Here is a 24,655-nt window from a genome sequence, read left to right on the forward strand (position 1 = left end):
TTCGCAAAGTTTTTTATCATTAATTACTCTTATTTTAAGATTCGCAAAGGCGTTTCACTCAGCAAAATTTTGAAAAAATTGTATTCAAATAAAATTCATTCCTAAAAATGATTTGGTTAGACCCTGATGACATTTCTTTTCCCGACACAGAACTTTATGACCCAAAAGATGGGCTGATGGCGATTGGTGGTGATTTGAATCCGGAAAGACTTTGGTTTGCTTATCAATTGGGATTATTTCCTTGGTATAATGAAGGTGAAGAAATTCTTTGGTGGTGTCCGGACCCGAGATTTGTCCTCTTTCCGACTGAACTTAAAATCTCAAAATCAATGAAGAAAATTTTGAGAGATAATATTTTTGAATTCACGGAAAATGAATGTTTCGAAGATGTGATGAGAAACTGCAAAATAGCTGAACGAAAAGGACAAGACGGGACCTGGATCAATGAGAAACTCATCGATTCTTTTGTGAAACTTCATCAATTCGGGAAAGCAAAAAGTTTTGAGGTTTGGCAGAACGGAGAATTGGTTGGAGGATTTTATGGAATCCAAGTCGGAAATGTCTTTTGCGGTGAAAGTATGTTCTCCAAAGTTTCCAATGCTTCGAAAGCGGGATTTATCCATTTCACAACCAAATATCAAAACAATTGGGAGTTGATTGACTGCCAAATCTATTCTGAGCATCTGGAAAGTCTTGGTGCGAAGATGATTCCGAAAATCGATTATTTAAAACTATTAAAACAACAAAAATCTTGAATACTGAAAAACAAAAATGGGTTCTTCTGATAGCGTTGTCTGTCATTTGGGGTTCATCATTTATACTGATAAAAAAATCTCTGGAACACTTCAATCCGTATGAAGTCGGTGCATTACGTGTCCTGATTTCCGGAATCGTCTTGATGCCTTATGCGATTTCCAAAATCAAATTATTCCCAAGAAAACATTTGAAATGGCTGATTGTTGCAGCGATGACAGGAAGTTTCATCCCGATGTTCCTCTTTCCAATGGCAGAGACTGAAATCAGCAGCAGCATTGCGGGAATCATCAATTCTATGATGCCGATTTTTGTGATTATCGTTGGTTCTTTAGTTTGGAAATTTTCAACAAATAAAAGACAACTGATAGGTGTTCTGATAAGTTTTATTGGTGCTTGTATATTAGCTCTCGGAAGCGGAGAAAGTGGTGAGATTAAAATCTATCCGATTCTATTATTAATTCTTGCAGTTCTACTCTATGCGATATGTACAACAACTATCAAATCCAAATTGTATGAAGTTCCGGCAATTTTGATGTCGGCTTATGTTTTTTCATTCGTCTTGTTTTTACCCTCATTGATTGCTTTAGTTTTCTCAGGTTTTTTCAAAGATTTTAGTTTGAATCAAAGTACGTTTGAGGGATTGGGTTTTGTGGCAATATTATCCATTTTCGGAACCGGATTGGCCATGATGATGAATTATAAATTACTAAGTATCTCTACACCATTATTTGCATCAACAGTTACTCTGCTGATGCCGATTGTTGCTATTATCTGGGGAATATTGGATGGGGAGAAACTGACAACTCAGCAATCTATTGGAGCTTTGATCATCTTGGCTGGTTTGATATTTTTGAGGAGTAAGCCGAAAGCTTTAAAATGAGTTTCTTCGTCTAGTTTTTAGAAAGAATATATTTATTCAAAATATGAGCTGTTAAAGGATGCAGTTCTTTATCATTTTCAGGATTTTTTCCATCTGCTGTAAAAAATTCCACCAAATTGTCTTTTTTAGAATACCAGACTTTTTTTAATGACTTGATAGTAATCGTGTCTGGGCAAGTGATTTTCCTGAAATATTTGAATTGGGGTTCATTCATTGGAAACACTTCAAACTGTCCTCCAAGATCGGCTTCGGCTGTTGCTACAAATCGTTCTCCATTCCAATACATATAATGCTCTAACCTTTCCATAGGTTTTTGTATTGCATTCTCTACGACTCTGATTATTTGAGTCGCAGGGATTTTTTCCTTCTCAATATCAGCCTCATAATAAACTGTCGAATCATTTTTTAGGGAAGAGTAATCCATTATTCCAACTACTTTTTTAGATTTTGAAGCTTCCGGAATTTTTTCTTCGCCAGTAACGAATTGCTTCCCGACAAATATTCCTCCAATCAGCAACACTCCCAAAATTCCCATTCCGCTTTGTTTTGTAAGAAATTCCGGAAGCTTAAAAACAGGTGTTGTTGTAATATTAACAACAATCTGAGATAGTTTCTCTGTTAAAGATTTTTCGGGTTCATCTATACTTACTTTCACACTCGTAAAACTTGAATCTTCATTCGTTTTTGTGAAAGTTTCTGTCTTACAAAAGTCATCAAAATTCTTAAATCCCAAATATTCACTCAACTTATTGAGAACTGGCGTATCAATATTGACATCTTTCCCATCCCTAAAAAAAGCATCATAATATCTAACAAGTGTTTTGTCAGAGATTTTAAACTTCAAATGCTCTTCAAAATAAGCCCATAGATAAAGGGCAATTCCATTTTTCTTATCCTTCCCCGACTCCTTTTTTCCTTGTTTAAAGACTTCATGAATTAATAGTTTTTTTTTGGACATATATTCTATTTAACCTTATACAAAATAGGTGATTTTCAAACACACTCAATTACGGAAATCCGTAACACAATCTTTTTTATCGCCTGTCCATTTGTGTCCGGAGATTGTCTAACACTCACTTTCATTTCTTCCACATCTTTGCCTCAGAAATCAGTGATAAACAAAACATTACAAAAACAAAGTTACAAAACTGATCTCAAAAAACAACCTGATAAGACGGAGGAAGATCTCTGACTTGGGAAGCAGAAATTTCTCTTCCGTTTTTGAAGGTCACTTCCCAAAAATTTAAGAAGCGCTTCTTTTTTCAAAACTGTGTAAACATACTTGCGACCGGTGTCGCAGGGAAGAACACGAATGTCAATTTTTAAATTTTTAAAATCATGTTACAATTTCTTTTAATACTATTGGGACTAATTTCAAATCCTAACTCAAATAATAATACGTCCAACTGCGGAAATGATGGTGGGACAACACCAACTGTTGTACAACCAAATCCGGGTGATACGGGAGGAGAAACCGGGCCAACGCTACCTCCAAAAAAATAATAAAACAAAGACCATTCTTTTTAGAATGGTTTTTTTATTTTAGTAAAATGATAAAATATTTATTTTTCTTTTTTCTTTTGTTGGTTTCTTGTGAAGAAAAAATCAAAAATAACCTTGATGCTATTAATGGAGACAAATTATACCAGGAAGGTATTTTACTGCTTCAAAAAAATGATCTCGAGGCTTATAAAAAATTTCAGTCAGCAATTAGTTATTATAAAAAGTATAATGATTATTCAAATATTTCTAAAAGCCTGATTTGCCAGGCAATAGCGCAACAAGGCAGAGGTGATATTTTTGGAGCAGAATCAACATTGGTTGAAGCATTAAAAATTATGAAGGATGACGACGAAAGTCTTTTTTCGGTTTATGATACTATGGCGAATTTGAAATTAGATCAGAAAGAATATTTACAAGCCATTAAATGGTATGATAAAGCCCTGTTAGCAAACATCCCTTCTGAAGAATCAAAAACGAGTATTTTAAATAATAAATCGGTTGCATTATTCAAGTCTGGTGATTATTCTGATGCACTTAAACTTTTGCAGCAGCTTGAGATAACCAATCTTTCTGACGTAAAATTAAAAAACAGGATAAAAGATAATATTGAATATGTAAAATGGTTAAAAGATAAAAATTATCCCGCTCAAAAAAGCATAGAAAGAATTGCCCAACTTAAATTACAAAATTCTGATTTCTGGGGACTGAACTCTAGCTACGCTCATTTGTCTGAAATCAATAAAAATCATGATTTACAGAAGTCGCTTTATTATGCAAAAAAAATGCTTGAGATTGCAAATAAAAATAAAAGTCCAGAAGACAGACTGGAAGCGATTGAAAGAATCATTTTAGTAGATAATGCCAATAATGCTAAAAAATATTTCTCAGAATTTAAAATCCTTTCTGACAGTATCCAAATTAGCAGGAACGATTATAGAACACAATTTGCATACATTAAATATGACAGTGAGAAGAAGGATGCAGAAAATCAGAGTTTAAAACTTAAAGATGCAGAGAATAAAATTAATATAATCTATTTAGGTTCTGGCCTAATGTGTTTAACGTTGATTTTAATCTTCGGATACTTTTGGAATGAAAGAAGAAAGAAAAATATAAGATCCGAAAAGGAACAAGAAAAACTTTTAGAAGTAAAAAATACGGAATTAAAATACTCTAAAAAAGTTCACGACCGTGTTGCTAACAGAATCTATCAAATCATATCTTTCGTAGAAAACACATTGCATCTGGATAAAAATTCTATTCTTTTTGCATTAGAAAATGTCTACGAAACGTCTCGGGACATCTCTTATGAAAATCTAGATGTGAATGAGAAACAAAATTATCGTGTCCAGCTTTCCAATATGCTAAGCTCCTACTCTTCACCCGACATTGCAAAAGTAATCATCACTGGAAATGATGATGAAATCTGGCAAAACACAAGTTTGCTTCAGAAAACAGAAGTTTACTTAGTTCTTCAAGAATTAATGACGAATATGAAAAAGCATAGTCGAGCTAACATCGTTTCTATTAAATTTTCCAGAGAAAATTCAAACATAAACATCTCATATACAGACAACGGAATCGGAATAAAACAACTTTCTCCAAAAAATGGTCTTCAAAATATGGAAAACCGTATTAATTCCATCAACGGAACAATTATTTTTGACACAGAAACCAATAATCTATTGAAAATCAATATTTCATTTCCAGTCTAAAATAACACTTATGTTTACAAAAATCCTTATTGCCGAAGATTACGAAAGTTCCAATATATCTGTCCAAAAAGTTTTGGAAGAGCTTAAAATTCCTAATCCAAAATATGTAAATTATTGCGATGATGCCATCAACAGGATCAAAATGAGTTTGCGGGAGAAGGACCCTTTCGAACTTTTAATCACAGACCTTTCTTTTGATGAAGACCATCGAGAGCAGAATCTTAAAAATGGTCAACAACTTATTTCTGCCGCAAGAGAGCTACAACCAGATTTAAAAATCATTGTTTTCTCTGTAGAAAAAAAGGAAGTCATTATTGAAAAGCTTTTTACAGAACAGCAAATCAACGGTTATGTAAAAAAAGGTCGTGAAGATGTAAAAGATTTGAAAAAAGCAATAAAGGCAGTTTTCAATGATGAAAAATATCTTTCTTATAATCTGAAAAGTAAAAGTCCTGAAAGAAATTCTTTCGAATTTTCCGAATATGATACTTTACTTGTTTCTTTATTAGCCAACGGTATTCTCCTTAAAAATATACCAGATTATCTGAAAGAAAATAACATCAAACCCGCTAGTATGAGCGCTGTCGAAAAAAGATTAAAGGAAATAAAAGAATCTTTGGACATCAATAGCAATGAACAACTTATCGCTTTTTGTAAAGACTTTGGGATTATCTAATCTGCTATAGTAATCACATTTAATTAAAAACTTTCAAATAATATTTGAAAGTTTTTTGTTTTTACGGATTTCCGTAAAAAAAGAATAACGGGCAGAACTACTTTTGGATTGTTAAACAAATAAAAATAATCTATTATGGAATACAAAATTGTTCCTTTTGTTGCAACTCTTAACCAGCAACAACAGAACACGAATATCGTAGCTCAACAATTAGAAGATTTAGTGAAAAATTACGTTAGCTAAGGTTGGAAATACGTGAGGCTTGAAAGTGTGTCAACATACATTCAGCCAGACAATGGATGTTTTGGAGCAGGTACAAAACAAGGTTTTATGGCTTCATACCAAATGGTTGTATTTAGCAAAGAGAATAATGTTTAAATATTTACTGATTCTGCCAATTAAATTGTATTGGTTTTTAATTCCTAAGTCAAAAAGAAAGAAATGCATTTTCCGACAAAGTTGTTCCAGATATGTATTTGATAAAACGATTAATGAAGGAATAATCTCGGGATTAAAAGCCTTGAAATATAGATATTATAATTGCAGAAGTGGATTCCACATTTTTGAAAATCCATTCACAAAACAAATTCAAATTATTTTACCGAACAATTGTGCTCTTGAGGAATACGAAATATCCGAAAGATTCATTCATAACAAATAAAAAAATAACAATGGGAAAATTTATCATTACAAAAAGAATCAATAATGAATATCAATTCAATCTGAAAGCTAGCAACGGAGAAATCATCTTGACAAGTGAAGGTTATGTAGCAAAATCGGGATGCAAAAACGGAATAGAATCCGTAAAAGTTAATTCACAGATCGATTCGAGATTTGAGAGAAGAACTACTGTGAACGACAAAGATTATTTCGTTCTGAAAGCTGGCAATGGAGAAATAATCGGCAAAAGCCAATTATACTCTACAAAACAGGGAATGGAAAACGGAATTACTTCTGTAAAAGAAAATGCGCCAACTGCAGAAACTATTGATGAAACAAATTAATTGATAACTATGGAACTCAAATTAAAACTGGAGCAGCTTCATCAGCGTGTCAATGGGCTTAAAGACCAAATCCAAACAGAGGAAGCTACGAAAACGGCTTTCGTCATGCCCTTTATCCAGATTCTTGGTTATGACATTTTCAATCCTACAGAAGTTATTCCTGAATTCATTGCGGACATTGGAACGAAAAAAGGAGAAAAAGTGGATTTTGTCATCAAGAAAGATGATGAACATATTCTTATTATAGAATGTAAAAATTGGAAAGAAAATGCAGACGCTCATAACTCGCAACTTCATCGCTATTATCACGTTTCCAAAGCAAGATTCGGAGTTTTGACCAACGGAATTATTTATAATTTTTACACCGATTTGGAAAAACCAAATATTATGGATGAGAAGCCATTCTTTACCATTAATCTGAATGATTTAAAGGATAATTCCATCAAAGTTCTTGAGAGTTTTACAAAATCAGGTTATAACCTTGAATCGATTTTGGATTCTGCAGAAGCTTTAAAATATATCAAAGCCATCCGAAAAGAATTCGAAAAGGAAATTGAAAATCCATCTGATGAATTGGTAAGATTACTCGTTAATCGATTTTTTGAAAGACCACTAACAGCGAATAGAATGGTTGCTTTTAAAGAATATACCAAAAGAGCTTTGAGCCTATCAATTTCAGAATCTATTAGTTCACGTTTAAAATCTGCTTTGGTTATCAATGATAATATCGAAACTGAGAAAACAACTGTTTCTACGACAAGTATTGACCAGAATAATGAGACTTCAAAAGTTATAACTACGGACGAAGAATTAGAAGCTTTTCAAATTGTAAAAGCTATTCTACGGGAGAAAATCTCCGCAGAAAGAATTGCTTACAGAGACACCCAATCTTATTTCGGGATTCTGTTGGATGACAATAATAGAAAACCAATTTGCAGATTTCATTTCGGAGCTAATAGAAAACTAATCGAAATCTTCCACAACGGAAAAGACTCTGGAGAGAAAATAAGTCTTGATTCACTTGATGAGATTTATAATCACAGAAACGAACTTCACCATACCATTGAAAACTATAATTAAAACAACTATGAAAAAACTACTTTTTATTCTATTGACTTTAGGATTGTTAATCCCAACAACTTACAACGCTTCAACAAACAATTCTTCTAATACAGGATTCTTTGCCTCAAAACAGAAGAAAAAGAAAACTTCTAAAAAGAAAAAATCAAGAAAGACTTATTCACAAAGCAATGGTTGTACTTACAATGGTCATCAACTATTTGTTGGCAAAAGAGGTGGATGCTATTATTATTCCGGAAACAGCAAAGAATACGTGGACAGAAGCTATTGCTCAGGATGTAATTAACGATGGAAGCAACTAGGTCTAAAAATGATTTCAAACGACTGGAAATTATTTACAAAACATTTTTCTCTTTTTGTGCACTCTGCTGCTTCTTTGCTATTCTTCCTCTTCCACTATTGTATTATACTTTTCTCAGAATCATCGTTTTCATTGCATCGGGAATTGTAATTTATTATTTCGGAAGACAGAAAGAATATCATTGGGTAATCGTTTTCGGGATAATCTTGATTTTATTCAATCCGATTTTTCCAATCCATCTTTATTTTAAGAGCATTTGGATTCCGATTGATATTGTTACAGGAATTTTGTTCTTGTTTCTTGTTGTGATCAAAAGAAAACAGAAAGAATTATCAAGAACCGCAACAGAAACGCTATCACAATCAAAAACATATAGCAGAGACAGAATCATTAAAACTTCATCAAAAAACAATAATAACAATGAATGATATTATAGAACCGACAGAAAATCTTAAAGCTCATTTTTTAAGGCTTTATCAAATGGCAATTTGTGATGACAATTTTAGTTCGCTGGAACTGAAAGCGCTTTACAGATCAGCAGAAGAAAGAGGAATCTCTCAGAAAAATCTGGACGAAATTCTTCTAAATCCAATTAGTTCAAAAGTCACAATTCCTGAAAGCATCGAAGAAAAAATCGATTATTTGTACGATTTGACGGTGATGATTTGGGCCGATGGAGAAGTTTCTCCTAATGAAAGAGCTTCTTTGGAAAAATACGTCCTGATGTTCGGATTTATGGAGGAGAATGCATTGCAAATCGTGGAATATCTCATCGATTCCGTAAAAGAAGGAAAAAGTAAAACTGACATTTTTAACGATTTAAAAAACTAAATTATGACGAGTAATATCAAAAACATTTTCAGACTGAAACCAGTTTCAGTCGAGAAGGAAGAATCTCTTCTTAAAGTTGTTGAAACAAATGTCAATGGAGAATCTACGGAGGAAAGCAGAAAGAGAACTTACCACGAATCCGGTTACAGAGACAGCTCCCGCAACAATGGAAATCACACTGCTTTATCGATTTGCCTGGACGCTATCTATTCCAAATTCCAGAATGAAGAAAAAGAATTGGCTGAAAAACAAAACAAATTGAAAGAACCTTATATCAACGAGCAAAAAAATAAGGAAACCGAAATCAAAGGTCTTACCGTTTCTCTCGATAATAAGGAAGAGCAAATCAAAGAAGTTCAGCAAAATATTGATACGGTTATGGATAAAATAGAAACGTTGAAATTCGAAATCAATGATATTCCGAAAAATCCGGAACTGTATCAAATCAATGCTAGCAAAGGCGCTTCTACAAAGTTTTGGATTGGATTGTTGCTCTTGATTCCAATCAGTTTGTATCTGTTTACATTTTATATCTCAACATCGTTTTCGGCGTTTTTTAAAACATTTGACCCGAATGTGAGCATTATGCAAAGTGTTTTAGATGCGCAGGCGTTCAACAAAGCTTGGGACGAAGGGCCTTTGGAAGGTGCTTTTGTGACATTGATTCCATTTGTTTTTCTCGGTTTAGGTTACTTGATTCATATGTTTGGGGAAAACAAAAACTGGTTGAATTACGTAAAGATGTTTTTACTCTTTGTAGTGACTTTCGTTTTTGATGCCATTCTAGCCTATGAAATCGAATCTAAAATCTATGAGCTTAATAAAACTTTCGATTCTCCGCCTTTCGACCTGTCGATTGCTTTCACAAAAAATCAGTTTTGGGGAATTATATTCGCTGGATTTGTGGTTTATATTATTTGGGGACTGGTTTTCGATTTCATTATGAAGGAACATAAAGAAAAAGATAAAATCAAACATGAGCAAATCAAAAAACAAAAAGATATCCTTGTTCATCAGGACAGAATCACTGGATTTGAAAAACAAATGGAAGAGATCAAAAACGGTATTACAAGCATCAAAGAATTGATCATCAAAGCCAGAGGAAGAATCGAAGAACTTCAGAATATTATTGATGGCGTTATCATTCCTACAAAAGAATACAAATCTTATGCATCAGAATATGTTCAGGGCTGGATTACATTTATTGGCGAAAAGTTAGCCGTTTCCCATCCTGTAAAGCAAGAAATGATAGAGGAATGTAAAAATCAATACAATTATAACCTTAACAAAGTCGGCGCAAATTCGGACAATCAAAACTCGGTTTATGTCTCTGTTCTTTAAAACTAATAATTATGAAAAAAATATATTATTTATTGATTTTGTCATTGTTTTTTATTCAATGCAAAAAAAGTGAACAAAAAGTAGATGACAATGGAAAGGTCAATGATTCAATTTCAAATAATAAAAATTTGAATATCAGCATTTTGATCGACTTATCTGACAGAATCGACCCGGAAAAATATCCAAATCACTCGATGGAATACTATCAGCGTGATTTGGAATATATAAAAGCGATAAAAACTGGTTTTATAGACCATATTAAAGGTAAAAAAGTAATTCAGCTGGATGACCAAATGCAGATTTTTTTCAATCCGGAACCTTCGGATCCTGAAGTCAATAATCTGGCGAAACAACTGAAAGTCTCTTTTGATAAAAACACGTCTAAAGAAAATATCAAAATGGTTGATGAAAAATATTCGACTCTTCCGACAAAAATCTATCAATCTGCAATAACCGATAAACAATATGTTGGTTCTGATATTTGGGGATTTTTCAAAAGTAAAGTCAAAGATTATTGCGTCAAGGAAAAGCACAGAAATATTTTGTTTATTCTTACGGACGGCTATATGTTCCACAAAGATTCTAAATTCACAGAAGATGGTAAAACTTCATATCTAACGCCAGAACTGGTAAAATCATTAAAATTGAATAGTTCCGATTTTAAAGATAAAATGAATGATAAAGTTCTCGGCTTCATAAAAGCCAACGACGATTTGAATAATCTCGAGGTGATCGTTTTGGGTATCAATCCCGAAAAAGGAAATCCTTTTGAAGGCGATGTCATCAAAACTTATTGGGAAAACTGGCTCTCAGAAATGAAGGTGAAAAAGTATCAGGTCAAAGATGCTGATTTACCAACTAATCTTGAACCTGTGATTCAGAAAATAATTTCGGGTAAATAAAAAAAACTTCAAAACAAAAAGCTCAGAATAATCTGAGCTTTTATCTATTTCTTTTTGGTCTTTATCTTTTTGACCTGTTCTTTTATGAATGGATATTTCTGTTGCATATCCTTGCTAAGTGTCGGATCCAATTCCAAAGCTTTTTCCAGTTTCAAAATTCCTTCCGTATCATTTTTCAGATTGAAATAACAGTTACTTAACTGATAATACAACTCCGCTCTAGGATGGGCTTTCAAAGCTTTCTCCAGAACCGTCACAGCTTCTTCATATTCTCCTATCAGCATCAAAACCTCAGAGTAAGCATACCAATTGTAAAATCTTGTTGGCTCTGCTTCTATCAATTTTTTCAGACAAGTGAGACTTTCTTCGTACTCTCCGCAAGTGATATAAAGAAATGCCAAACGTTTCTGGTATTCTAGATTTCCTTCGTTCAAAGCAACAGCTTCCTGAGCAAAATAAAGTGCCTCTTTTGGATTTCCCATATCTTCATAAATCTGAGATTGTTCCATCATAGCCAAATAAAACTGAGGATCTTCTCTCAATGATTTTTGAAAAGATGTCAATGCAGGAACCAATTTTTTGGCTTCCTTATAGCACAACCCTATCTTGTAGAAAGTGAATGCTTTCGTGTATTCCAGATCTAGCATTTCTTCATAGACAGCAATGGCTTTATCCCATTCGCTCATTGCTTCGTAACAAGCGGCTTTATTAGCATAAACACCAACTGCTCCAGAGTTGATCGCTAAGATATAATCGAATCCTCTTATAGCCTCATCATAATTTTTCTTATTGAAGAAAAACTGGCCATACTCGTACCAAGCAGTTTCGGAGAAAGGGAACTTGTCTAAATATTGATTCAAGAAATCCAAAGCTTCCTGTGGGCGATTGAGCTTGTTGTAACACAGCATAACATTCTCCAAAGAGTAATCATCATATGGATCATGCTCCAACGCCGAGGTATAATGCTTCAATGCATTGAATGGATCGTCCAGATTGACATATTCATCCGCAATGAAATTGTGAAGGAAATTCTCTTCTTCTTGCAATTCCAACGCTTTTAAACAATACTCTATCGATTTTTTAGGATTTCCTAGGTTAGAATAATATTTGGCACAACAAACCAAAAAGTCTGTCTCTTCCAAAGACGACTGATGCAATTCATCGATCAGTTCTTTAGCTTTTGTGTAACGCTCCAGTTCCAGAAAGACTTCCAGCTGTTTCGTTTTTACTTCTAAGGAATTTGGATGGATTTTCAAAGCATGGTTTACAGCCATTTCTGCATAACTGAAATCTCCCAACTCCAAGTAATAAATAATGATCTCTACATATTCCTCTGTATCGAAATAGAATTCTTCATTATTCTCTATCATTTCCTCGAACTTTTTAGCAAGTTCGTTTTCAAAAAATTCTTCCAATATATGTGTGATTTAGATTTGAGATTCAGCTCCGCTCAGAATGGTTTTACTCCATGTGAGGTCTGTAAACGAATTACAATTGCCCGGTCTTAAATCTTCTTTTATAAAGTTACTCAATTTTATTCTGAAAATAAGTCAACTACATGTTATAACTTATTAACATTAATCGTTTTTCTGTTCAGAATATATTGTAGTCAAAAACATACCAAACGATTTTTCCAAACCTGAAATATCGCCTGATTTAAGGTTAACACCTCCGTAGATGCTATCATTGCTACGAATCTTGAAATTTGACAAAGAAAAGTAAAGAGACTGTTGTCCAGATTTTCCTGCCAATTTTACCGTAGATCCCAACAATTTTCTGGTAGAAACTGTCACAACTTCATTATCAACCAGTTTAATTTTCAAATAATGCCTTGGTTGCATTTGCAAAGTCTTATTATCGATAGCGATCTTCTGCTTTTTATCCGAGGAAGAAACCAGGTAAGCCACATTCTCTTCGCTGGAGATATCGTCTGTTTTAGTATAATACAAATTTAGTATATAATAAGCCGGGTCAAATTTTTGGAAAGTCCCATCTACACTTTCGATTGGTTTCAGGGAAAATGTATTGGCTCCGACTTGTTTAGCTTTTTTATAGATCTCCCCAAAGATTTTGACATCATCATTTGAGAAACCATTCACCAAAATCTCGCCTAGAAATTCCGATTTTGAGGTTTCTGATATTCTATAAAAAAATTTGTCCTTGTTCTCATTGATCTTATCTACTTTGTTAAGTGTAATATTCTGAAGATAAAAGAACTGAAAACTAAAAACACAAATTAAAAATAATAATTTACGCATGTATGATCTTTAAAATTTCTACACAATCCCTAAGACTGTTTTCCCAATATTTTGGCTCTATTTTATAATCCTTCTCTATTTTATCAAGAGACATCGTGCTTCTTTTCGGACGTTTTGCCGGTGTTGGAAATTCTGCTGTAGTGATTGCTTTTAATACAACGGAAGAACCGGAGAATTCTTTTATTTTATTTGCAAAATCGAACCAAGTTGTTTCCGGATAATTCGAGAAATGATAGATCCCGAAGGTTTTATTTTTAGTATCAATGATTTCTAAGATCGCCTCTGCCAGATTGTTCGCATTAGTTGGTTGGCCAAACTGATCGCCGACGATGCCCAATTCATTCTTGACCTCGAACAAATGCAACATGGTCTTCACAAAATTCTTGTTGAACTCCGAATACAGCCATGATGTTCTGAGAATCACGGTTTCCAGATTGTTTTCCAAAGCCAGTTCTTCTCCTTTTCTTTTAGACGCTCCATAAACCCCGATCGGGGCTGTAAAATCATCTTCTGAATAGCTGAGATTAGTTTCTCCATCAAAAACATAATCTGTAGAAACATGGAGTAAAATAGCATCGTTGTCTTTGCAAACCCGAGCCAAGTTACCAACTCCTTCAGCATTGACGGCAAAAGCTTTTTCTGGTTCCTTCTCTGCCAGATCTACAGCAGTATAAGCAGAAGCATTGATGACAAAATCAGGCTGATATTCTGCAAAAACAGTATCAACTTGCTCATAATCTGTAATGTCTAAAACTGATGAACCAGTGAAATTGAAATCATACTGATCATGATATTTTGGCGCTAATTTTTGTAAGCAATGTCCCAGTTGCCCATTTCCACCTACTACAAGTATTCTTTTCATATTATTTTGATTTATTCTGAAGTCTCAAATAATTTACCCTCTCTTTGAATGTTTTATGATCGATCTCAACAAGAAATTCAGAAAATGTTTCCAATGTAGCATCAGGCATTTTTTCTGCTCGTCTGGTTTTCATGTTGAAGTATATTACTGTTAACCAAAAAACGGCGTGGACTACCCCATTTTTATCCTTCATCAGTAATTCTACAACAGCAGTGATATCATCTACAAAAATAGTTTTGCTCGTGATTTCAACAGTTGAATTATATCTCACTTCTTTGAGATAAGCAATTTCATTCTGGATCGTAACCCAGGTGCAACCTGTTTCTCTCGTATATTGCTCATAAGTGAATCCATAGTTCTCTTCCACATGGTCTTCTCTTGCATTGAGCATATACTCCAGATATTTCACATTATTGAGATGCCCTATCGGGTCGCAATCAGCAAAACGGATTTTTACTATAGATGAAAATTCTTTTTCCATAGTACAAAAATAAAAAAACCGCTCCGAAAAAGAGCGGTTTTTAAATAGTCTATATCAATTAAAGACCTAATTCTTTTCTAACTGCCGGTGTAGCATCTATCCCTGCTTTGTAAAGCAATGCTGGAGTAGAAGCATCAAAAACATATTCATAACCTGCTGCTTTAGAAACTTTTGTAATAGCATCGTTGATCTTTTTCTCTAGTGGAGCTAGACCTGCTTCTCTTTTTTCTGCAACATCTTTCTGAGCTGCGGCATAAACTTGTTGAAGGTTATCCTGAAGTTTTTGAACTTCCTGGCTTCTTTGTTCATTTATAGCTTGAGTTTGTGTTGCAGCTTCTTTTTGATATTTTGCCATCAAATCCTGAAGAGATTTACCTTGTTTTTCCAATTCTGCCTGTTTTGCCGTTTGTAAATTTTGCAATTGCTGATCAAGAGCTTTTGCTTCTGGCATAGCAGAGAAAATTGCATTGACATCTACAGAAGCAATTTTTTGTGCTTTTGCAAATCCTGTTGCAAAAACCATTACAACTGCAACTAATAATACATTTAATTTGTTCATTTTAAAAAGTTATGTTTATATATTAATTTTAATTCATTTTATTTTGTCGCTTCTGTGCCTCCTTTTTTCAACATTTTGGCTCTTGGCACAATTTTGTCTCCTGTTTTACCTCTGCTATTACCATTATTAGATGGAGAAATATTATTTTTCTCATCTGTCTTTGGTAATGTTTTTACAAGCAAGTTCAATACGGCTTCTGTGTAATCATATTTTTTATCCAAGAATATTACACTGATGTTGTTGCTTTTATCAAGAACTATGCCCAAGTTATTTTTGGTAGACACGGTTTTAATAGCGTTCCAGATCTGGTCTTGGTAAGGTTTTGTAAGATTGGACCTAAGCTGATTAACTTCACCATTTGAACCAAATCTTGCACCGATTGTATTGCGGATACTAGCTTCCATATCCAATACTTCTTTTTCTCTAAGCTTCAGCTGATCTCCCACAAGCAAAACCTTTTCGTTTTCAAAAGCTTCTCTTTTTCTTTCGTATTCCGACTGCAGTTTTTGCAAATCGGTCTGCCATTGAGTTACCTGTGTATTCAACCTGTTCTCAGCTTCTTTATACTGAGGCAGTTTGCTTAATACATAATTGGTATCTACTACGCCAATCTTCTGCGCATAGATTTGTGTAGCGGTAAAAAGAATTGTTACAATTAATGCAATTTTTTTCATCTGACAAAAATAATATTTATTTTTATAATGGTTGGTTCATCAAGAAGTGCGTTTGCCATCCTGATGGCTCAGAGCTTCCTAAAGTTTTATCAAATCCGTAAGCAAAATCAAATCCTATCAATCCAAAAGCTGACATTGATACTCTGATACCAAATCCAGCTGATCTTTTCAGTTTAAATGGATTATATGTTCCGAAACTATTCCATGCATTTCCTGCTTCTACAAATGTCAAGGCAAAAATCTTTGCTGTCTGGTTCATAGAGATTGGATATCTCAATTCTGCAGCGAATCTGTTATAAATAGTTGCCCCTCCATAAGGCGTGATATCATAGGTAGATGATGAACTGAACCCAGTAGAAGAAGCATTCTCATAACCTCTCAACGGAACTAATTCTCTACCATCAAATCTACCATTGAACAAACCTACACCTCCAACGTAATATCTTTCAAAAGGTGGTGGCCCTAATTCTTTGCTATAGCCATTCAGGAATCCCATTTCTCCGGTAGTTCTTAAAACAAGTTTACCAATTACCTCATTATAGAAATCTGCTTTCAATTTCACTTTATAGAATTCCATCCATTTGTACTTGTCCAAAGTACTCATGGTAGAATAATCTTTGTTGCTGAACCAAGAGTAAGGCGGCGTAAACTTCAAAGAAGCCTCTATATTAGAACCATAGGTTGGAAAAACCGGATCTAGACCAGCAGAGTTTCTACTCAAACCGATATTGAAACTGAATGATTTCGTACTACCATTATATTCCAGCGCATCTCCAAAATAGAAAGGATAATTACTAAAATTATAACTCTGAAACTGTATCCCCGTATAGAGTGAGAAGTAATCATCTGGCCATTTCAACATTCTTGTAAGACCAGCAGTAGCAGAGAATATATTCATTGTCTGATCTCCTGTCGAATAGGAATAATTAACTCTGGAATAATTCAACCCAACACTCAAAGCAGTCGGTCTTGTCCCAAATACCCAAGGCTCTGTAAAAGAAACTCCATAATTGGTAAAATATTGTCCTGCCTGTGCCTGTAATGACAAAGTTTGTCCATCACCTTGCGGAACCGGTTTGAAATCCTTGAATTTCAAGAAGTTTCTCAAAGAGAAGTTATTGAATGTCAAACCAAGAGTTCCAATAAACGACCCTCCACCATATCCAGCTTGCAACTGTACCTGGGAAGAACCTTTCTCTACCAATGTCCAGTGCATATTTACTGTATTATCCTGCGGATTCGGTTTCACATCCGTCCCGATCTGTTGAGGATCGAAGAATTGCATACCTGCCAATTCGAAATAAGTTCTCTTGATATCCGATTTAGCAAATAAAGTTCCTGGTTTTGTTCTAAGTGCTCTCAAGATAACATGATCATGGGTCGTGGTATTTCCGGACCAAGTCACACGGTTCCAGGTTGCTTTTTCCCCTTCATTGATTCTGATTTCCAAATTGATAGAATCTCCTTTTACAGATTTCTCAATTGGCGTAACATTTGAGAAAAGGAATCCATTGTTCATATAAATGGATTTAAGATCAGAGTCATCTTCTTTTCCTCCGTCTTCTCCTACTTTTTTGTTGAATCCTACTGCATCATAAATATCTCCTGTCTTATATCCTAAAATCTTCTGTAGAAACTCAGTAGAAAAGGTTGTATTTCCAATGAAATTAATATCACCGATGTAGTATTTTTTACCTTCATTAAGCTTTACCTTGATATTGTAACCTTTCTTATTTCTAGAAACCGAGTCTGAAACAATCGTTGCATCCCTGAATCCTAATGAGTTATAATAACTTATCAGGTTTCTCTTATCCTCATCGTATTTATCCTGAACAAATTTTGAAGGTTTGAAGATACCTTTTATGAACCTTTTCTGTTTAGTATCTTTGAAACCGTTGTTTCTAAGCTTTCTATCAGAAACCTGCTCGTTCCCATCAAACTCGATCTTATCGATCTTTACTTTTTTACCTTTTGCAACTTCTATTGTCCAATCTACAAGATTAGCATCATTACCATTGGCCTTTTCCTGAATGGTAATTTTTGCATCAGCAAAACCTTTTGCAACATATTCCTGCGGAATCTTGTTTTGTAAACTGGATATAAGATTATTATTGATCTTGGTTCCTGGTTTCAGGTTATTTTCCTTGATGAGTTTCTCATTTTTAGATTTCCCGATACCTTTTCCTGTAAATTTAACTTCCCCAAGTTCTTTAAGGTCCTGTAACTGGAATTGTAAAACGACATTTTGCCCTTCCACATCCTGAATATAAACCTCCACTTTTGAGAAAGACTGCGTTTCCCAAAGCTTTTTGATAGCATTGCTAACTCTCTGCCCGGGAATTTCTAACTTCTCTCCTTTCACAAGACCTGTAAAACGCAAGATCTGAGCTGGTGTATATCTTTTGACACCGTCTACAACGATATCTTTCAAAACATACTCTCCATTCTGACCTGCAACAAGTTCTGTGTTTTCTGCATTGTTACCCTGTGGAACAACCTGTGCATGGAAATATGCTGAAGCTGTCAACAAAATAATGGGTATAATTCTTAATTTCATTCTTGAAGTTCTCTTTTCTAAATATTTTTATGGAATCAGCTGTTCGCTTGTTTTCCCGTATCGTCTTTCTTTATTTTGATAATCTATTACACACTGAAAGAATGTATCTTTGGTAAAATCCGGCCAAAGCACATCCAAGAACTGAAGTTCTGCATATGCGATCTGCCAAAGCAAGAAGTTGCTAATACGAACCTCTCCACTTGTTCTTATCATGAGGTCTACCTCTGGGAAGTCTTTTGTGTAAAGATGGTCTTGGAAGACCTTCTCATCGATATCATCTATATCTATTTTTCCTTCTTTTACATCCTGACTGATTTCTTTTACGGCTTTCAGTATTTCTTTCTGAGAGCCATAATTCAAGGCAAGAATCAAATTGCCATTTTTATTATCCTTTGTAAGTTCAATAATATTCATCAATTGATCTCTTACCAGATCTGGAAGTTGACTTATATCCCCTATAACATGCATCCTCAAACCTTTTGTGAAAATCTCTTCAGCTTCCAACAACAATGTTTCTGACAGAAGGGACATCAAAGTATCTACTTCATCTTTTGGACGATTCCAATTCTCAGAAGAAAAAGTATAAAGTGTAAGATATGGAATATGGATCTCGTTACATGCATTGATCACATTACGCACAGCATTGATTGCATTTCTGTGACCAAATGTCCTTTCTTCTCCTCTAGACTTGGCCCATCTTCCATTACCATCCATGATGACGGCAACGTGTTTTGGAAGCTTATCCTGATTTATAAGTTTTTTTAAATCCTGCATGATTATTATTTACAATAACAAGGTGGTCTTCCAAAAGAATAAGACAAGATAATTGTTGCGGAATTGATCCAGTCTTTTGAGTTTGGATTCCCGATGTTTCTTTGATTTATAAAATCCTGAACGACAGCATTTGTCTGTTCTTTGTCGAGAGCAGTTTTCGTAACGCTAACATCCCCGTCCTTCAACACGCTATAATCTACCTGATCAGAGAAGGTAGGGCGGAATAAGAATTCTCCAGATATCGCCCAATTGTAATTGAATTTATATTTAAGTCCGATTCCAAACGGCAACCCCATTGTAAATACTTTTTCCTGAGCATAATTTACACTAACATTTGTAGCAGATGCAATGGTAAGTTGGGGTTTGGAAGCATTCATATATAATCCGGAAATCCCAGCAAAAATGTATGGACTAATCATACTACGCTGTTCCTCATTCACCGGAAAAAAATTGTATTCAAAAAGTAGGTCCGCTGAGAATACTGAGTTGGTACCCCATAATTTTCTCATTCTCCTAGAATCTTCTTTTGCGTATCTGTCGTCAAACTGTATGTTATTAAACCCTAAATTTAACCTTACAGTCTGATAGGGATTAAAATTCATACGGTACATTATCCCTCCATAAAAAGGAAGGCCTAGATCTGACACAGGAGCCATAGGTTTTTGAAGAATATAATTTGTTCTTCCAATATCTCCCACAAAATTGCTCATACCTATCTGCACACCCAACTCATGTCTTTGAGCTCTTAAGCCAAGAAAACAGAATAGTGCAATAAGTATATAAGCTGTATCTTTCTTCATTTTCAACACACTGAAACGTCTATTATTCAAAAATTTGGTGCAAATATAAAACATTTTTAGTTTAAGGAACTTCTTAAAGTTTAGTTAAATAAAGTAGAAAAAATATAATTTATTGTTATAAAAACGAACATATTATCAAAATAGTCTATAAAAAAAACAAAAGCCTTAATAAAGGCTCTTATTTTCTATCAAAAAATTTTTTCAATTTATTTCTGACCTTGATGATTGTAGGCTCTTTATAATTTTTGTCCTCTTCAAAATAACCGTAGCCGTAACCATAACCGTAGCCATAACCGTAGCCATAGCCGTAACCGTAGCCCTGCTTGACCACAAAATCATTATAAACGAATCCTAAATTGGAAATTTCTTTATTAAAATATTTTTCAGTGATCATTTTTAACATATGCTTTTCAGTGTACTCATGTCGAACGACATATATTGTAGTATCTGCCTTTTTAATAAGCTCAAAAGAATCTGCGACCAAACCAACTGGGGGAGAATCTATGATCACATATTCATACATCTCCTTCAACTTGTCTATGAACTGCATATTACTATCACTCATCAATAATTCTGAAGGATTTGGCGGTATAGGTCCGGATGTGATTACATCCAGACCAGGAATACCGGTTTTATTAATGATCTCTTCCAACTTTACTTGCCCTGTAAGATAGTTGGATATTCCATTTTTATTATTGATTTTGAAATCTCCAAAAATCTTAGGCTTTCTAAGGTCCATTCCTAAAAGAACCGCTTTCTTACCACTCAGCCCCAATACCGATGCTATATTGATTGACACATAAGTTTTACCTTCTCCACTAATAGATGAAGTTACTAAGATGACCTTGCTCTTCTGTTCTTCATCAAACAAAAATCGAAGATTGGCTCTTATCGCTCTGAAAGCTTCTGATATGGAAGATTTTGGCTCTTCCAAAACAGTTAGGTTATTATCATAACTATTATGCCCAACAACACCTAATAATGGGATCTTGGTTACGGTCAACAATTCTTTGATACTCCTGATTTTATTATCCAGCAGTTCCCCTATTGCCAAAAAGACAAGTGGTATCAATAACAACCCTCCAATGATCTGCATCTTGGTAGCGTTGACATTAGGAGCAATCGGGCCTTGTCCAAGGTTCTTTGCAGGATCTATTATGTTAAGGTTGCTTTGATTAGTTGCAACTCGCATTTGAGATTTGGACTGTTCAGATAAGAGAGTGTTATATGTTTTTTCTATCATATCATACCCTCTCTGGGCATCTAAAAATATCCTTTGTTTCTCAGGTAAAGTAATTAGTTCATGGTCTATTACCCCTATTTGAGAATTAAGGTCAGCAAGCCTATTATAATAGCCTTGGAAATACTTCCTTAGTCCTCCTTGTGAATTATTCCTCGCTTCATTAATCAATCGATTGATCTCTCTCATCGGCTCAGAATTAGGGGTATATATAAGCGCCATCTCTCTTCGCTTAGCATAAAGAGCTTTAAGCTCTGAAACAGAAGCATTAAAACTACCATCTTCTATACCTGCAACATTAAGATTAATCATTTTCTCTATGCTGTTTGTATCTACTGAGTTTTTAATATCAGCAAGAGAATTGAGCTTTGCAAGCAATTCAGCTTTTTGGGCCTCAAGTCCATTCAGCTTTTCTAATGTCTTCGAATCAATATTTTCCATATCGAAAAGACGATTATTTATCTTAAGATTATTAAGAACTGTAGCACTGGAATCAAGCTTTTTTCTGATTTTTATGAGATTATCGCTAAGATATTCCACAGTATTTTGATCGACTGTATTCTGATCTTGCAGTCTCTTTTTTTTAAGTTCAATAACAGAATTGTTTAGAAAACTTATCGTATTATTAAGATTATATCCTGACTTGCTAATTATCATAATAGAAGGAAGTTCCTTATCAAAATCTACGGTCAGGCTGCTTACAATACCGTTCACAGCTTGATTTACCGGGATGAAGCTTACTATGATATTTTGAAGTTCTATGTTTTGGTTGGGATTGGGATTAGAAACTAATCTGAATTTAAGATTTGGAGATTCATACCATTCGTTTATTTTGATAATGGTGTTCTTTTTTCTCTGATAAGATGGAACTATCTCATAGGCTTCCGTGTTATAATTATAAAGGTAGTTGGATTGTCCTTCTTCCGGAAGAGCTATCTCATAATTATTCTTTCCTTTTGGGATGATATTTATATTATAATTAACTTGTTGAAGATGCCCCTTATCAATCTCCAAAAAAACAGGACTATCTTCTTTGTCCAAGTAAGTTGTTTTGATTAATCCTTTTGTTGTATAATTTGTTATAAGGTCCAGTTTTTTGACCAAATATTCATTATGACTTCTAGATAGTAATATCTTTTTTAAATAAACCCCATCTTGATTCCCTCCTTGTCCCCAAATAAAGTTAATGGACTGGTTCGGCGTAAAATAACTAGCTGTATTATTTGAAATACTTAGAGATAAGCTGGAAGCATAGATTCTTTGAGCATAGTACTTGCTATAAACAAATGATATGCAATAACCTATAAAGCCTAAGATAACGAACCAATACCAATTCTTGATGACCCTTTGTACAAAATGAACTGGATCAAATAAATTAAATGACCCTATCTTTTCAGCCTCTTGCTCTACACCTTGCTTATTATTCTTTTTATCGGGAATCATTATTATAATTTCGTAATAATTAAATAAATAGACATTACTGTTGTAAGTAAAGATACTCCTGTAGTAATAGTCTGAAGAGGTTCTTTCCCAAATCCATTGATGCTCTTAGCATTGGTATTTAGATAGATAATATCCCCATTCTGTAGCCAATAATAGGGCGAGTTCATCGCATCTTCTCTTGTGAGATCGAGTTTGGCAACTTTTATCCCTTCCGGGTATTTTCTATGGATAGTAATGTTTTTTCTATCAACAGTACGATTAAGACCTCCATTCATTGCGATTGCTTGCATTATGCTAAGCTGTGTCGTGTATGCTACCTTCTCCCCGGTTATACTTATTGTCTCCATATCTCCCAGGAAATAATACCTTAAGCCGTCGAGATTGAGTCTAACCTCAGATTTGCCCTGTAAAAAATTTTCATTCACGCGTTCCTGGATCTCTTTTGTCATATCCTCCAAAGTTCTGCCCTCAGCTTTTATATAGCCTATCCCGAAAATATTGACATCACCATTCGAGTCCACCTTTAATCCGTTTAAATAATATGTCAAATTACCCCCATGTCCCGTACCGGTTTGAGCCCCAGCTCCTGAAACACCTGTAGTTCCAGAGTTACCAGACGCCGATGTATTGATAGAAGAATAAAACTGAGCTGCGTCTCCATTGGGTGTAGTAACTACATTCAGTTTCAGAATATCTCCTTTTGTAACTCTATATTCAGGAACATTGTAAGGAACCAAACCCTCTTCATTGATGGTCAAACTTTCACTAGGCTGTAGATATCTAATGTCCTTTTTCGAAACACAGGAAGAAATCCCAACCAATAGCAACAATAAAAATATGTTAAATGAATAACTCTTTCTCATTAAATGTTTTTTTACAAAAGTAAATATTTAATCTTTTTTAAATCTCAATAAAACAATCGGCAAATAAGCTCCTAAAAAACCTAGCAACATCACAATAACCAATAGTTGATTGATTTTCAAATGTCTTAAAAAGTAAGCTACGATAATGATGAAGATATAGTAGGTTACAATATATGCTGTTGAGCGGCGATGTGTAAGTCCCAGATTCAACAGTTTGTGATGTATATGATTCTTATCCGGTGATAATACTGATTTTTTATGATAAATTCTTGTAATAATAACAGTCAATGTATCTATGATAGGTAAAATCAAGATAGCAACCGCAATTACGGGTGCCGTTTGCAGATGATAAAATACATCATCATTCTTTGCTATGAAAATCTCTATGAAAGAAATTCCGGTAAAAGCCAACAAAAACCCCAAAATCATAGAACCGGTGTCTCCCATAAAAATCTTTGTACTTCTTTTACTAGAAAGGTTATAGATCAAAAACCCTAAAGTAGCTGCAATAATAATAGCACAAAGGATAACAAGCGGATCATTATGTGGCCCTAACCTGTAAAAGCTTATACCAAACAACACGCTCGTGGCTATCGTATAGCAACCGGCAAGCCCGTCTATGCCATCAATAAGATTAAAGGCATTGATCAAGATAATAAATGTTAAGATACTGAATATTACACTTAAATAATAATTGACCTCATATATGCCAAATACACCAAAAAGACTTCGTATCCTTACATCAGAACCTATCACGACCAAGGATGAAACTAAGATTTGCGCTAAAAGCTTCTTGTACGCACGTAAGACCATGATATCATCCATCACACCAACAAAAAATAAGATGATGAAAGACGCGAATAGGAACTTATAACGATCAAATAATTCGTAAGCAAAAATAGGGGCACAAACACCCAAAGAAAAAAAGATGGCAATTCCTCCCAGATTAGGTATCTTTCTAAGATGTGAACTTCTTGCGCCTGGTTCATCCATCAAATTTTTCCTTCTGGATATCTTTATAATTGTAGGTATTGCCGTATATGTTATCAAAAACGAAAATGCAAAGCCCACCAAAAGCTTAAAGTAAAAAAAGGAGATTCCGGTGCTTTCTATAAAAGTTTCGAAATTATTATTCATTTAGTGTTTTTGACTTTT

General features: G+C 34.3%; 26 protein-coding genes. 13 read left to right on the forward strand and 13 right to left on the reverse strand.

Features of this window, described 5'->3' with window-relative positions; translation table 11 throughout:
• The first annotated feature begins 107 nt into the window (after window positions 1–107).
• Both aat and RTX21_RS09595 read left to right on the forward strand, forming a co-directional pair.
• Window positions 108–755, forward strand: coding sequence for a leucyl/phenylalanyl-tRNA--protein transferase (gene aat, locus RTX21_RS09590; protein WP_312767168.1), 648 nt, complete (start codon window positions 108–110; stop codon window positions 753–755).
• The gene (locus RTX21_RS09595; protein WP_312767171.1) at window positions 752–1,636 is read left to right on the forward strand and encodes a DMT family transporter; all 885 of its coding nucleotides are present in this window, start codon (window positions 752–754) and stop codon (window positions 1,634–1,636) included. The genes aat and RTX21_RS09595 overlap by 4 nt, the downstream gene beginning before the upstream one ends.
• A gap of 10 nt (window positions 1,637–1,646) precedes the next feature.
• Here RTX21_RS09595 and RTX21_RS09600 read toward each other — a convergent pair whose 3' ends face one another.
• Window positions 1,647–2,594 carry a hypothetical protein gene (locus RTX21_RS09600; protein ID WP_312767174.1) on the reverse strand — a complete coding sequence of 316 codons (948 nt, stop codon included), beginning with the start codon at window positions 2,592–2,594 and terminating at the stop codon, window positions 1,647–1,649.
• A gap of 380 nt (window positions 2,595–2,974) precedes the next feature.
• On the opposite strand from RTX21_RS09600, the gene RTX21_RS09605 reads away from it, so the two are divergent.
• The 11 genes from RTX21_RS09605 to RTX21_RS09655 all read left to right on the forward strand — a co-directional run bounded on the left by RTX21_RS09605 (window position 2,975) and on the right by RTX21_RS09655 (window position 10,989).
• A complete protein-coding gene (locus tag RTX21_RS09605) occupies window positions 2,975–3,139 on the forward strand; it encodes a hypothetical protein (RefSeq protein ID WP_312767176.1) in 165 nt (54 codons plus the stop codon).
• Window positions 3,140–3,186: 47 nt separating this feature from the next.
• A complete protein-coding gene (locus tag RTX21_RS09610; protein WP_312767179.1) occupies window positions 3,187–4,854 on the forward strand; it encodes a hypothetical protein in 1,668 nt (555 codons plus the stop codon).
• Window positions 4,855–4,864: 10 nt separating this feature from the next.
• Complete coding sequence (locus RTX21_RS09615; RefSeq protein ID WP_312767182.1) at window positions 4,865–5,530, forward strand: response regulator; 666 nt, start codon at window positions 4,865–4,867, stop codon at window positions 5,528–5,530.
• 370 nt (window positions 5,531–5,900) lie between these two features.
• Window positions 5,901–6,191 carry a membrane protein insertion efficiency factor YidD gene (yidD, locus tag RTX21_RS09620; protein WP_312767184.1) on the forward strand — a complete coding sequence of 97 codons (291 nt, stop codon included), beginning with the start codon at window positions 5,901–5,903 and terminating at the stop codon, window positions 6,189–6,191.
• Window positions 6,192–6,201: 10 nt separating this feature from the next.
• Complete coding sequence (locus tag RTX21_RS09625; RefSeq protein WP_312767186.1) at window positions 6,202–6,534, forward strand: YegP family protein; 333 nt, start codon at window positions 6,202–6,204, stop codon at window positions 6,532–6,534.
• Between the two features lie 9 nt (window positions 6,535–6,543).
• Window positions 6,544–7,614, forward strand: coding sequence for a type I restriction endonuclease (locus tag RTX21_RS09630; RefSeq protein ID WP_312767189.1), 1,071 nt, complete (start codon window positions 6,544–6,546; stop codon window positions 7,612–7,614).
• Window positions 7,615–7,621: 7 nt separating this feature from the next.
• Window positions 7,622–7,900 (forward strand): hypothetical protein, encoded by a 279-nt coding sequence (locus tag RTX21_RS09635; protein WP_312767191.1) that lies wholly within the window; start codon window positions 7,622–7,624, stop codon window positions 7,898–7,900.
• Between the two features lie 2 nt (window positions 7,901–7,902).
• Window positions 7,903–8,343, forward strand: a complete 441-nt coding sequence (locus RTX21_RS09640) for a DUF6804 family protein (RefSeq protein ID WP_312767193.1) — start codon at window positions 7,903–7,905, stop codon at window positions 8,341–8,343.
• Complete coding sequence (locus RTX21_RS09645) at window positions 8,336–8,746, forward strand: hypothetical protein (protein ID WP_312767194.1); 411 nt, start codon at window positions 8,336–8,338, stop codon at window positions 8,744–8,746. The genes RTX21_RS09640 and RTX21_RS09645 overlap by 8 nt, the downstream gene beginning before the upstream one ends.
• Window positions 8,747–8,749: 3 nt before the next feature.
• Window positions 8,750–10,087 carry a beta-carotene 15,15'-monooxygenase gene (locus RTX21_RS09650; RefSeq protein ID WP_312767195.1) on the forward strand — a complete coding sequence of 446 codons (1,338 nt, stop codon included), beginning with the start codon at window positions 8,750–8,752 and terminating at the stop codon, window positions 10,085–10,087.
• A gap of 11 nt (window positions 10,088–10,098) precedes the next feature.
• The gene (locus RTX21_RS09655) at window positions 10,099–10,989 is read left to right on the forward strand and encodes a hypothetical protein (protein WP_312767196.1); all 891 of its coding nucleotides are present in this window, start codon (window positions 10,099–10,101) and stop codon (window positions 10,987–10,989) included.
• A 44-nt stretch (window positions 10,990–11,033) separates the two neighbouring features.
• Here the strand turns inward: RTX21_RS09655 and RTX21_RS09660 are convergent, their stop codons facing one another.
• The 12 genes from RTX21_RS09660 to RTX21_RS09715 form a co-directional block, all read right to left on the reverse strand.
• On the reverse strand, window positions 11,034–12,404 hold the full coding sequence (locus RTX21_RS09660; protein WP_312767198.1) for a tetratricopeptide repeat protein: 1,371 nt from the start codon (window positions 12,402–12,404) through the stop codon (window positions 11,034–11,036).
• A gap of 162 nt (window positions 12,405–12,566) precedes the next feature.
• Entirely contained in the window at window positions 12,567–13,247 is a 681-nt protein-coding gene (locus tag RTX21_RS09665) for a hypothetical protein (protein ID WP_312767199.1), read from the reverse strand.
• Window positions 13,240–14,109: a dTDP-4-dehydrorhamnose reductase gene (gene rfbD, locus RTX21_RS09670; RefSeq protein WP_312767201.1), complete on the reverse strand. Its 870-nt coding sequence runs from the start codon at window positions 14,107–14,109 to the stop codon at window positions 13,240–13,242. The genes RTX21_RS09665 and rfbD overlap by 8 nt, the downstream gene beginning before the upstream one ends.
• 1 nt (window position 14,110) lies before the next feature.
• Window positions 14,111–14,590, reverse strand: coding sequence for an acyl-CoA thioesterase (locus RTX21_RS09675; RefSeq protein WP_312767203.1), 480 nt, complete (start codon window positions 14,588–14,590; stop codon window positions 14,111–14,113).
• Between the two features lie 58 nt (window positions 14,591–14,648).
• Entirely contained in the window at window positions 14,649–15,149 is a 501-nt protein-coding gene (locus tag RTX21_RS09680) for an OmpH family outer membrane protein (RefSeq protein ID WP_312767204.1), read from the reverse strand.
• 38 nt (window positions 15,150–15,187) lie between these two features.
• Complete coding sequence (locus RTX21_RS09685; protein WP_312767205.1) at window positions 15,188–15,823, reverse strand: OmpH family outer membrane protein; 636 nt, start codon at window positions 15,821–15,823, stop codon at window positions 15,188–15,190.
• Window positions 15,824–15,845: 22 nt separating this feature from the next.
• On the reverse strand, window positions 15,846–18,380 hold the full coding sequence (gene bamA / locus RTX21_RS09690) for an outer membrane protein assembly factor BamA (protein ID WP_312767206.1): 2,535 nt from the start codon (window positions 18,378–18,380) through the stop codon (window positions 15,846–15,848).
• 27 nt (window positions 18,381–18,407) lie between these two features.
• The gene (locus RTX21_RS09695) at window positions 18,408–19,154 is read right to left on the reverse strand and encodes an isoprenyl transferase (RefSeq protein ID WP_312767209.1); all 747 of its coding nucleotides are present in this window, start codon (window positions 19,152–19,154) and stop codon (window positions 18,408–18,410) included.
• 5 nt (window positions 19,155–19,159) lie between these two features.
• Window positions 19,160–19,954 (reverse strand): DUF6089 family protein, encoded by a 795-nt coding sequence (locus RTX21_RS09700; protein ID WP_312767212.1) that lies wholly within the window; start codon window positions 19,952–19,954, stop codon window positions 19,160–19,162.
• Window positions 19,955–20,132: 178 nt separating this feature from the next.
• On the reverse strand, window positions 20,133–22,637 hold the full coding sequence (locus RTX21_RS09705; protein WP_312767213.1) for a polysaccharide biosynthesis tyrosine autokinase: 2,505 nt from the start codon (window positions 22,635–22,637) through the stop codon (window positions 20,133–20,135).
• A gap of 2 nt (window positions 22,638–22,639) precedes the next feature.
• Entirely contained in the window at window positions 22,640–23,500 is an 861-nt protein-coding gene (locus RTX21_RS09710; RefSeq protein WP_312767216.1) for a polysaccharide biosynthesis/export family protein, read from the reverse strand.
• 27 nt (window positions 23,501–23,527) lie between these two features.
• Window positions 23,528–24,637: an MraY family glycosyltransferase gene (locus RTX21_RS09715; protein WP_312767218.1), complete on the reverse strand. Its 1,110-nt coding sequence runs from the start codon at window positions 24,635–24,637 to the stop codon at window positions 23,528–23,530.
• Window positions 24,638–24,655: the final 18 nt, after the last annotated feature.

The organism is Epilithonimonas sp. (genome assembly GCF_032054305.1).
In the GTDB taxonomy this organism is placed as follows: Bacteria; Bacteroidota; Bacteroidia; order Flavobacteriales; family Weeksellaceae; genus Epilithonimonas.